The sequence below is a fragment of the Deltaproteobacteria bacterium genome (assembly GCA_029858205.1).
Classification (GTDB): Bacteria; Desulfobacterota; GWC2-55-46; order GWC2-55-46; family DRQE01; genus JAOUFM01.
The window spans coordinates 1-10713 of the sequence record JAOUFM010000003.1; the positions used below are offsets into that span (position 1 = coordinate 1).

Consider the following 10713-nt stretch of genomic DNA (forward strand, 5'->3'; position numbering starts at 1 on the left):
CGCCGACATTCTGAGAGCGCTCGACAAGGGTGACCTTCACGTCCTTTGCCCTCGTATCCCTTATAAGTTCGGATAAAAAGTACGCGGTCGATAGCCCGGACACTCCGCCGCCTATTATGACTATGTGCTTACCGCTCATGCGCTGCCCTTGATGTTATTTAGCACTACGTCGGCAAGCATCTTTATGAACTTTGGCGAGGTGTTTAACGAAAGAGAGCGCGCGAAGTTAAGGCCTGCCTTTAGCGCTATATCCTTAAATAGAATATCTATGTCGTAGAGCGTTTCAACGTGGTCAGAGACAAAGCCTACAGGGACTATAAGAATACTACCGAATCCGTCCTTTGCGGCCTTTTCGATTTCATCCTCTGCAGCAGGGCCAAGCCACTCAACAGGGCCGCCGCCCTTACTCTGGTAGGCAAGGCGATGCTCAGGGAGATTTGCGCCCTTGGTAACGGCCTCTATGGTCTCGTTTATTTTCCCAACATACGAATCTCCGGCAAGCGCAGGCGCCGGAAGACTGTGCGCGGTGAAAAGCAAAAGCGTTTTTTTATCCAACGGAAGTGTTTTTAGCGCAGCGTCTATATTGTCCTTTATCGCCTCTATGAATAGCGGGTGCGTATGCCACGTAGATGCGTACCGAACCTCCGGCACCCCGGCAGTCGTTTTTCTCGCCTCTTCTATATCAGCAAGATACCCGCCTGTAGCAACCCTCGATGTGTGCGGGGCCATGATAACGGCAAGCGCGTCCTCGACCCCGTCCATCCACATGTCGCGAACGGTTTCCTTTATATACGGATGCCAAAAACGCATGCCAACGTAGACCTCGGTATCGAGGCCAAGAGATGCAAGCTCGACCTTTAGCGCGTCTGCCTCGGCAAGTGTGATTTTAAGAAGCGGCGAAGAGCCGCCGATAAGGGCGTAGCGTTTCTCAGCGTGCTTTACCGTCTCGTCGCTTACAGGGCGACCCTTTAAGACGTTCTTTACAAAAGGCGCCACATTTTCTATAGCGTCCGCGCCTCCGAAGGCCAGAAGCAGCACGCCTTTCTTTTTACCTTCGCTCATTTCGAACTTAGATCATGCACGGTGTCGATCAAATACCTTACATTATCCACCGGCGTACCGAGTATTATGCCGTGTCCGAGGTTAAAGATATGGCCCTTCCTGCCTTTGGCCTCATCTAACACGGCCTTTGCCCGCTTCTTTATCTCTGCCTTTGAGCCGAATAAAACCGTCGGGTCGAGGTTGCCCTGAACTGCCTTGTTATAGCCAACCCTCTTCCACGCTTCCCCGAGCTTTACCTTCCAATCAAGCCCTATGACGTCCCCGCCTGCCGAGGCGCAGAGTTCGAGATACGTTCCGGTGTTGGTCGAAAAATTTATGAACGGCAGCTTCGGAGCGTACTTCTTAAGAGCCGAGAATATCTTCTTATTATACGGAAGAGCAAAGACCTTGTAGTCCTCGGGGCTAAGGCACCCGACCCAGCTGTCGAAAAGCTGGAGCGCGTTAACGCCCGCATCTGCCTGCGCCTTGAGATAACGTATGATGATTTCCGTTATCTTCTTCATCAGGCGGTGCCACTCTTTAGGTTCGGTATACATAAGACGCTTTGCGTTTATGTAGTTCTTCGACCCGCCGCCTTCGATTATATAGCTTGCAATCGTAAACGGCGCTCCGGAAAACCCTATAAGCGGGATCTTTCCGTTAAGCTCGCGCTGCACGAGCTTTATGGCATTCAGGAGATAAGGCACGTCTTTCTCCGGCTCTATTATGCGGATTGCGCTTATGTCCTTGGAGGTACGCACAGGGTTGCCGATTACCGGGCCGTCTCCTTTTGCGAACTCCAGCTTTATGCCCATTCCGGGAAGAGGAAGAAGAATGTCTGCGAATATGATTGCCGCGTCGAGGTCGAATGCCTTTATGGGCTGCATCGTTACTTCGCAGGCGATCTCAGGGTTCCTGCACATCTCGAGAAAGGAGTACTTTGCCTTCAAGGCCATGTACTCTTTCATATATCTGCCGGCCTGGCGCATGAGCCACACGGGCGTGTGCCCTGTTTTTTCGCGCCTGCACGCGCGTAGGAATGTGTCGTTCTGTATTGTCTGCATAAAACTCCTCTCTGCCGTATAGCTTACGGGTATTAAAGAATTTTCATTATACGGGGATTTATGCGTCGTTGCAAGGGTTTTGAAGATATTCGGCTCTGCGCAATCCTGTATGCAACGCGCCGGGAAACAGCCGCACTAACGTCCTACTCTACCTCTTCCTCTATCCTCGTTATGAGCCCGCGCATCATGTTCACTTCCTTGTGCATCAGGCCCGTTCTGCCAAACAAACGGCGAAAGTTCCTTAGAATGCTTGCTATGATGAATTCGCCCTTTACCTTTTCGCCGTACCCGAGCTTTCTCGCCATCTTCTCGATGTGCCCGTAGAAGAGCTCGACGTCCTCTCTTGGTGCAACCCTGTACGACGGCTCAACAGGGTTCTCTGCCCTGAATATGTAGTGACACACTACAAACACTGCCTGCGCAAGGTTTATGGAGGCATAATCGCGGTGCGAGGGTATCTCGAGAAGAATGTCGCAAATCTCGGTTTCTTCGTTCTTTAGGCCCTTATCCTCCCTGCCAAAAAGTATTGCAACGCGGTTCTTCCTTGCGCGCTTGATTATCTCCGGTATGGCCTCGTCTATGTTCATCGTTGGAAAGCGAAGCTTGCCTCTGCGTCTCGTCGTGCCTACGACAAGCGGCGCATCCTTTATGGCCACGTCGAGCGTTGGAAACACGCGCGCGGCCTGAAGCATGTCGGTAGCGTTACAGGCCATGGATTTGCCTTCCTCTGTCATGTAAGGCACGGGGTTAACGAGGCGTAAGTCCTTTAAGCCGTTATTCTTCATTGCGCGGCAAACGCTTCCGATGTTTCCTGCGCCCCTCGGCTCAACAAGCACTATTGATATGTTTTTAGCTACACCCTTTACCATGGGCTAAAGTATACCAAAACAAAAGCAGGCTTCCCATAAATAAAAAACCGGCCGCTTACAAGCGGTTGCCTCCGGGGTCGAAGTAATGGTTTGCATACCTAAACCATGCTTCCGTAAACGGCGCGACAAATACCCCGTGCCACGTGAACTCAAACGGCGTGGTATCGTCCTCGTCCATGGAGCCTTTTCCCAATTTTGCTTTAATTATATCTTCAGCCAAGGCATTACCAGTGATATCTGTTATCAAATTCGGTGTTATGGTTGTAATTCCATATGCCTTGATTGTCACCTCCTTGTGCGTATTTATTTCATAGGCACTTGCTTCCAACGGAAAAACTATCACTAAAACAATGACTGAAAATAAGATTATCTGCCCGATTCTGTTTTTCATGGTGCCTCCTCCTTGAACAATTCTTTCTCAATAAACTCTGGTGTATGATAATGAAGAATTTTACTTTTATGATTCTTTGTTGCACTTTTTACAGCGTGCAGTGCGTTTTTGACCTTTCTCCACTCTGAAATGTCTCTGGCAACAAAATCCGTTTTATTTGGATCATGGTAATGTAAGTACTCTTCAAAAGATTCATAAAAATACCTCAACATATCCCAATACCTCTCCTCGTCGGTCTTGGGGTGGAGCGTTATTAAGCGGCCGTTCCACACGGATTCGCGGATTTGCCCCTTGGGGGTCTTAACGTTATCGTGAAGCCTCGAAAACTCATCTCCCAGCAATTCGCTGTCCAGATTAGCCACGTCCGTATATTTCTTGCGCTTAAAAGCCCACGGCAACCTACTGGCAGCGTCCTTATAATACGCCCGCATCTCCTCGTAACTCACAAACGCATCGAAGCCTTCGGGATTGCTTAGAATCTTCTCCACAATAGCCTTGTCCATGTTATATTGGTCTTGCGCCTCATACCCTTCCTTAAAAAACCAAAGCTCAGGGTCGCTGCGCTTAAATTCGCCGTTCCATGGGATAGTTAACGGCCCCTTGGCAGCAATAAAATAATTGCCGTCCTTATCCGTAACGCTCTCGGCAATGTCAATAATCACGTCAATACTCCCTTCGCCGTACGGCTTCTTGTATTCCCACACCGCCACCACCACCGCGCCTTCGATAGGCTTTCTCGTATCCGCGTCCACAACCCTTCCACGGATTTCCTTTGTATAAAACTTCCTTGCGTCTATGCCTATTGGTTCGTCAGGGGGAAGGTTAAGCTGCCTCCTGATGTCGGCCTTGTCCTTGTCGCTCGCGGCGGCCATAGTAATACAGCCGCTTATAAGGGCAACCGCAAAAATAGCCGCAACCAAAAAAACGAGATTTACAAATATATACTTTCGTACACGCATGTTTGCCTACCCTCTTCTCCCCGCATACAGGTATATCGTGCCAAACACTTTTTTGAATGACAATTTGTCGGTAACGTCAATAAACCCCGCTTCCTTCATATAGGACGGAAGAAGCCCCTCGGCATTGTCATGTATATGTTCCTTAAAGGACATCATGAACACCCCTATACGCGCAAATAATCCAGATGGCGGGCCGAGGTCGAGTATTGCGATGCGGCCCCCGGGCTTTAACACGCGAAAAAGCTCCTTTAAGGCCTCGCGCTTACCTTCCGGCTCTATGTGGTGAAAGACAAGGCTCGATATAACGACATCAAGTGAAGCGTCTTCATACGGAAGCCTGTGGCCGTCATACTCGTCTATGGCAATGGCAGCGCCACTTCGCCTAATTTTTTCTTTCGCAACCGCAAGGATTTCCGGGTCTATGTCAATGCCCGTGAGCTTCGCACCCGTTTGCATGCGGTTTATTTCCGTAAGCACGCTTGCTGTGCCGCAACCGAAATCGAGTAGGCTTTTACCGGATGAAACCCCGGTTGCCCCTACAAGCTCCCTGGCCATAAAGCCGTAAGGCAGAAAAAGACGCGTCATCGGGTCGTAAAAACACGTCATAAAGCTAAACTCGAGAGCTGGTATGAACTTTTTCTTGGCCATGCGGCTTTACTGCTGCTTCGGGCGTTCCCCGATAATGGCTATTATCGGCTTATCTTCGCCGTCCGGCTCTGCGATAATTTCCATGTACTCGCCCGAGGTCTTGTACACATAAGGCGCGTTCTTAAGCGGGTTCTTCGGGATTACGGACATATATTCAGGAGCTAGCTTATCGAGCGTCTCCGGATATTTGCCGTGCTTAGCCTTATAAACCAGGGCCGAGGCAAACAGCAAAGCTATGTCACGTTCTGCCTCTGCCTGCAGTTCACGCTTGAAATACGGCGAAAACGCAGGCGTGCCGATGGTAGCAAAAAGAGCCGGCAGTGCCGTGTGCTCGGCAAAGAACTTATCGACCATTTCATTGTCTGCCTTTCTTTTTACAAGATCCCTCTCGCTCGCGCCAGGCATAATAAGCCCGGCACCTCTCATGAACACGTAAGCATCCCATTTGCCAAAGGCCCTATAATACGCCAGGGTGGCGTATTTCTCCGTCCAACCTCCGCTGGACACAAATGACTCTTCCAGAATAACACCTGTGTTTAGCGCCTCGGAAAGCGCCACCATGCCCGAGAACTCGGCTCCCATTGCCCGTGAGAAAGAATCCTTCATCGGACGGATATCGCCGCTGACCTTTCTTGCAAACTCGAGCGCGGCCTTTTTATCCTTTGCGTTTTTCGCAATCGACACAAGCCCGTTATAGATAATCTTCATATCGGCAACACGTATAAGGTAGCTGACCAGCCACGGGTCCTGCTCGAGCATATCGGTAATGGCAATGATCTTCGAAATACGGGTACCTGCCTCGGTCCAATTGCCGCCGTTTGCAGCCCTCATGGCTTCGAGCATCTCAATCCTTGAAAACCTCTTGAATGTCGAAAACTGCGGTATCCTTACCGAGCTGTGCCCGTAACGGCCGTCCTTTGCTTTAATATCGTCCCAGAGAAACTTCTTATAGCCGACAGCCTTTTCCAGGGCCTCCATGGGCTTTGCCGTTTTTTCGGAAAGTTTCTTTATATCGTCCATGGCCTTTACCCGGTCATATTCCTTCTCGCCTGTGACCATATCCCAGAGCCTTGTTACTTCCTTGTCGTCGGCGTCCGTAAAAAGTTTTCCCGCGGCCTCTATATGCGGCGCGGCGTTCTCCGGGTCTTTATAATCCATATCAGGGAAGAAACTCTTCCACTCGGATGTAACGCCGTACTGCGCAAGCGCAGCCTTCTCCTTCTCTGCCATTGCACCAAAGACATGGGAATTTATCAAAACAGCGATGACATAGCACGCAACTGCACCGCCGATGATTATGATATAAACGAACAGGGACTTAAGCCCCGCTCCCGCGCCCGAGGCTCCGGCAAGCGCGCTACCGGTGAGAGCGCCGCTTTTATTCTTTATGAATATGAAATACAGGTACACCGAAACGAGGAACGCGACGGCCGCAACGCCGTATACCGCCCAGGAACTTTCAACCGACACGGTAAAGATGATGTCCACATAAGACATCAGGAGCACCGCAACAACCGACACGGCAAACGACAAGATGACGAACAAAACAAGGTTTAAAAGGACTGAAGCCAGCTTTTTCATGCGATACCTCCTTATAGAGAAGCATGGCAAGGCTTATAAATAATACCAACCCCCGGCCACCCTGTAAACACAAAATAAAAAGGGGCGGCATAAAAGCCGCCCCTGGTATTTATTACACAAAGTCCGACAAAACTGTCGTCACACAACATCTTCGCAATCATTCTCTTATGCCAAAACACAGCGGCAAGTCGGCTGTCAGGCTAAGCGCGCGAAATTTTTGACCGCAGGCGTATCTTTGGTGATACGTCGAGAATCAAAAATTTTCGCGCAACAACGCATGACAGACAAATCGCCGCTGTGCCGTCGACGGTTTTACCTTACCTTACAAGCCCAACCATTGCCTCAAGACGCTTGATACGCTCCTCCAAAGGCGGGTGCGTGGTGAAAAGGCTCGTCAAACCGCCCCTGCCAAAAAGCGGGCTCACGATGAACATGTGCGCAGTCGATTCATTCACATTATGCATCGGTATCTTCTGATTATAATACGTAAGCTTTCTTAGCGCCTCGGCAAGATACATCGGGTTTCCTGCAATCTCCGCGCCCCCCCTATCGGCTCCGTACTCCCTTGAGCGCGATATTGCCATCTGTATGAGGAAGGCCGCTATAGGGCCAAGTATCATCGTGAGTATCAGAACAGCCGGATGCCCGCCGCGTTCATTATCGCGGCCGCCGCCAAACCACATGGCCATGTGCGAGAGATAGCTTATCGCGCCGGCAATAGTCGCGGCAACGGTTGAGATAAGCATATCGCGGTTCTTTATGTGGCTAAGCTCGTGCGCCATCACGCCCATCAGCTCTTCGCGCGTAAGAAGCCTCATGATGCCGGTTGTCGCTGCAACTACGGCGTGTTCGGGGTTTCTGCCGGTAGCAAAGGCGTTTGGCGTATCGGTCTCCATCATATAAACCTTTGGCATCGGCAGATTGGCCTTCACTGCCAGGTCCCTTACCATTCCCACAAGCTCCGGGGCCTCGGCCTCTGTTACCTGCTTGGCGCCGTACATCGCAAGCACCATCTTGTCGCTAAACCAGTACGCACCGAAGTTCATCACCCCGGCGATTATGAGCGCAATGAGCGCGCCCTGCTTGCCGCCCAAATGCCCGCCTATGGCAACGAGCATGCCCGCAAGGAGACCGAGAAGAACAGCTGTCTTAAGATAGTTCATCGTTTATTCGACTACCTCCGTTAGTGTTATGCGGCAGAGTTTCTCCATACCTGCCTGCCGCGCCCTGATATATTTTAGGGACAAGCCCCCTCTTTGTCAAGGGAATGCGGCCCTAAGCAGCCTTCGCGCTCTCCGGGTTAAGCAGCGCCTCGATGGCGTTTTTGACCTCGGTCATATCCACTCCTGTCGACAGACAATACCCAAGCGGCCTCTTGTTGACGATTGCAAGCACAGGAAGCGGGTACGCGTCCTGAACTCCGCTTGTAAGGTCTCTTTCGCAGGCAACGGCCACAACGGCATCGGGCCGAAATTCCTTAAGCTTACGCCTTGCAACGGTGCCTCCGGTAAGCACAAAGAACTTTAAGCCGTACTTTCTCGACACGGTCAAAAGCTCCGCTATCTCGCACTTGCCGCATTCAACGCAATTATCGACGTCGCGAGTGACCTTTATTTTACAATCGTCGAACTGTATGCAGTGGGGCATGAGAAGGATTATCTTCTCGGGCTTAAAGCCGCTTTTTCTTTGCGACAGGCCTCTGACCATCTTGTTATTTAAGTCTATAAACACCTGCTCTACCTTTATCTTCGGAATCTTAAAGAGCCCGGAGGCCATTATGGTCACCGGCAAAAAGAACTTAACAAGAAGCCCCCTAAACATCGGGGAAACTGCCTGGCTCGAGGCCCCCCTCATTGCAGACGAAGCAACTGCAATGCCGCCTATTGCAACGAACCCTACGACTATTATTATCACAGCCCCGAGCGCGTACGGAAGCGCCGGGTGTATGTGCGAGAGCCCTACCGTTGGCACGTACCAGAGAAAGAACCCTATTGCCGCTATGAAGAGCGCAATTGCGCCGACAAAAGCAGCGACAGCAAAGCCCCCCGGCCTGTACTCTACACTCGCATGCCCTGCGCTGTTTATCTCGGCGCCATTATCCAAAGACTTTTTTTCCAAGCTTATGCCCTCTTGTAAACTCGTCTGCGCCGCAGCGCTTTTTACCTTCCAACTGAAGCTCCATTATCTCGTAACAGCCGCTCCCGCACTTAACACGGATAACGCCGCCCTCTATATCAAGCACCTCGCCAGGCCTCGCGTCCTTTGAGTCTTCGCCGACCGCCCTGCCCAAATGTATCTTTAGAACCTTGCCGTCGAGCTTCGTATACGCTCCGGGCCAGGGCGCAAACCCGCGCACCCGGTTATTTATCTCTACCGCGCTCCTGCTCCAGTCTATGAGGCCGTCTTCTTTCTTTAGTATCGGCGCGTAGGTGGCCTGTGATTCGTCCTGTCTTTCGGCCTTCAAATTACCTTCGGCAAGAAGCCCGAGCGTCTGTACAAGAAGGCTTCCGCCTAGAGGGGCAAGCTTTTCGAGCACGCTTTCTGCGGTATCTCCATCATCTATCCCTATCTCCTCTTTAAGGAGCATGGGGCCTGTATCCATGCCCTTGTCCATGAGCATGGTCGTAACGCCCGTTACCTTTTCGCCGTTAACTATCGCCCAGTTCACAGGGGCCGCGCCCCTGTACTTTGGCAAAAGAGAGGCGTGCACGTTCACGCACCCAAGCCTCGGTATGTTAAGCACAGCCTCCGGAAGGATTTTCCCGTAAGCTACGACAGCGATGACATCGGGCTTTATGTCTTTTAAAACATCCTGAAACGCGCTGTCTTTAAGGCTCTTTGGCTCATATACCGTTATGCCTCTGCCAAGCGCAAGCGTTTTTACGGCAGTATCAACAGGGACCTTGCTCCTGCCAGAAGGCTTTGCCGGCTGCGTTACAACGCAGGCTACATCCGCCCCTGCATTAAGAAGGGCCTTCAAAGACGCTGCCGCAAACTCCGGCGAGCCCATGAAGACTATTTTAAGGTTTTTCATCTGTATTTCAAAGCCTTTTAAAAGAAGCTAATCTTCCTTATCCTCTTCCTGCAGCCTTTTATACTTTCTAAGTATGAGCGAGCGCTTTAAGCGGCTTAGCTTATCGACAAACAACACGCCGTCAAGATGGTCTATCTCGTGCTGAAAGGCTATTGCCATCAGGCCTTTTGCGGCGATTTCAACTGTCTTGCCCATTTCATCAAGGGCGCGTACCGTTACCTCGGCAAACCTGTCTACATCGGCCCTAACGCCCGGCACGCTAAGACAGCCTTCCTCAAAGGTTACCTCTCCGCTAGAAGCTATAATCTCAGGGTTTGCGAACTTGTAGACAATGGTCTTTATGTCCTTATGCCTTTCGCTTCCGTCCCCTTCTTCATAGTCCTCTTCGTCATCGATATTCTCCGGAATTTCCATCACTATTACGCGCTTATCAACGCCTACCTGCGTTGCGGCAAGGCCTATGCCTATGTGCGCGCGCATGGTCTCGACCATTTCGTCCATAAGGCGGCGCACCTCGGCGTTTACCTCCATAACAGGCGCGGCCTTTACGCGAAGCCTCTCGTCAGGATATGTGAGAACCGTTAGTATGCTCATATCTATAATATTATATTATAACGCCTCGCACACCCAATGTCAGCTAAAAAAAGACCGTTTACCCAAAAGAGTAATTGGCACATTGTGCACATTAACAATTATTCTTATTGACAATTTTTATATTTTCTATATACTTATATGTTAGAAAGGTTTTTTCTACCTTCGTAAAGGCAATTATCGGTCTTAAGCCTCTATCTTTTGGCTATGAAAAAACTTGCTACTTTAATAAAAAATATCCTACTACGAAATTAAAAAGGCTTTATTATCAACGCGTTTTATGTGGCACGCAATTTGCAACATTATCTGATTAGCAGGACTAACTCTCGAGATTATCGGAGGTTTTAATAGAATACTAAACAAGCAATAACATTACAAGCATCATCCTTACCACGCGATAAGAGCAACCCGTTGTGACGAGCGCGGGGCGCAGAGCCATTAACCCGACATCCGGAAACGGAAAGGGTTTGAAGGGACGCCGAAGTGGTTAGGGTTTGAAAAGAACATTGTCTTGGCCGGTTATTTTCGGACAGGA

11 protein-coding genes are annotated in these 10713 nt (G+C 50.5%); all 11 read right to left on the reverse strand.

The genetic code is table 11. The annotated features are described in order from the left end of the window. Positions 1-135 precede the first annotated feature (135 nt). Positions 136-1062: a ferrochelatase gene (hemH, locus tag OEV59_02855; GenBank protein MDH4226683.1), complete on the reverse strand. Its 927-nt coding sequence runs from the start codon at positions 1060-1062 to the stop codon at positions 136-138. Next, complete coding sequence (gene hemE / locus OEV59_02860) at positions 1059-2105, reverse strand: uroporphyrinogen decarboxylase (GenBank protein ID MDH4226684.1); 1047 nt, start codon at positions 2103-2105, stop codon at positions 1059-1061. Before hemE ends, hemH begins: the two co-directional genes overlap by 4 nt. 143 nt (positions 2106-2248) lie before the next feature. Further along, positions 2249-2974 (reverse strand): RNA methyltransferase, encoded by a 726-nt coding sequence (locus tag OEV59_02865; GenBank protein ID MDH4226685.1) that lies wholly within the window; start codon positions 2972-2974, stop codon positions 2249-2251. Positions 2975-3029: 55 nt separating this feature from the next. Then, positions 3030-3365 (reverse strand): hypothetical protein, encoded by a 336-nt coding sequence (locus tag OEV59_02870; GenBank protein ID MDH4226686.1) that lies wholly within the window; start codon positions 3363-3365, stop codon positions 3030-3032. After that, positions 3362-4237: a carboxypeptidase-like regulatory domain-containing protein gene (locus tag OEV59_02875; GenBank protein ID MDH4226687.1), complete on the reverse strand. Its 876-nt coding sequence runs from the start codon at positions 4235-4237 to the stop codon at positions 3362-3364. Before OEV59_02875 ends, OEV59_02870 begins: the two co-directional genes overlap by 4 nt. A gap of 93 nt (positions 4238-4330) precedes the next feature. After that, positions 4331-4972 (reverse strand): class I SAM-dependent methyltransferase, encoded by a 642-nt coding sequence (locus OEV59_02880; protein MDH4226688.1) that lies wholly within the window; start codon positions 4970-4972, stop codon positions 4331-4333. A gap of 6 nt (positions 4973-4978) precedes the next feature. Beyond that, on the reverse strand, positions 4979-6553 hold the full coding sequence (locus tag OEV59_02885) for a hypothetical protein (GenBank protein MDH4226689.1): 1575 nt from the start codon (positions 6551-6553) through the stop codon (positions 4979-4981). A 317-nt stretch (positions 6554-6870) separates the two neighbouring features. After that, positions 6871-7716: a zinc metalloprotease HtpX gene (gene htpX / locus OEV59_02890; GenBank protein MDH4226690.1), complete on the reverse strand. Its 846-nt coding sequence runs from the start codon at positions 7714-7716 to the stop codon at positions 6871-6873. A gap of 112 nt (positions 7717-7828) precedes the next feature. Beyond that, positions 7829-8671 (reverse strand): DUF116 domain-containing protein, encoded by an 843-nt coding sequence (locus tag OEV59_02895; GenBank protein MDH4226691.1) that lies wholly within the window; start codon positions 8669-8671, stop codon positions 7829-7831. After that, positions 8649-9587 (reverse strand): methionyl-tRNA formyltransferase, encoded by a 939-nt coding sequence (fmt, locus tag OEV59_02900; protein ID MDH4226692.1) that lies wholly within the window; start codon positions 9585-9587, stop codon positions 8649-8651. Before fmt ends, OEV59_02895 begins: the two co-directional genes overlap by 23 nt. 27 nt (positions 9588-9614) lie before the next feature. After that, positions 9615-10181 carry a peptide deformylase gene (def, locus tag OEV59_02905; GenBank protein MDH4226693.1) on the reverse strand — a complete coding sequence of 189 codons (567 nt, stop codon included), beginning with the start codon at positions 10179-10181 and terminating at the stop codon, positions 9615-9617. Positions 10182-10713 lie beyond the last annotated feature (532 nt).

Bases quoted from the DNA above. Each gene is read 5' to 3' on its own strand.
- hemH (MDH4226683.1), bottom strand. From the start codon at position 1,062: ATGAGCGAAGGTAAAAAGAAAGGCGTGCTGCTTCTGGCCTTCGGAGGC.
- hemE (MDH4226684.1), bottom strand. From the start codon at position 2,105: ATGCAGACAATACAGAACGACACATTCCTACGCGCGTGCAGGCGCGAA.
- OEV59_02865 (MDH4226685.1), bottom strand. From the start codon at position 2,974: ATGGTAAAGGGTGTAGCTAAAAACATATCAATAGTGCTTGTTGAGCCG.
- OEV59_02870 (MDH4226686.1), bottom strand. From the start codon at position 3,365: ATGAAAAACAGAATCGGGCAGATAATCTTATTTTCAGTCATTGTTTTA.
- OEV59_02875 (MDH4226687.1), bottom strand. From the start codon at position 4,237: ATGGCCGCCGCGAGCGACAAGGACAAGGCCGACATCAGGAGGCAGCTT.
- OEV59_02880 (MDH4226688.1), bottom strand. From the start codon at position 4,972: ATGGCCAAGAAAAAGTTCATACCAGCTCTCGAGTTTAGCTTTATGACG.
- OEV59_02885 (MDH4226689.1), bottom strand. From the start codon at position 6,553: ATGAAAAAGCTGGCTTCAGTCCTTTTAAACCTTGTTTTGTTCGTCATC.
- htpX (MDH4226690.1), bottom strand. From the start codon at position 7,716: ATGAACTATCTTAAGACAGCTGTTCTTCTCGGTCTCCTTGCGGGCATG.
- fmt (MDH4226692.1), bottom strand. From the start codon at position 9,587: ATGAAAAACCTTAAAATAGTCTTCATGGGCTCGCCGGAGTTTGCGGCA.
- def (MDH4226693.1), bottom strand. From the start codon at position 10,181: ATGAGCATACTAACGGTTCTCACATATCCTGACGAGAGGCTTCGCGTA.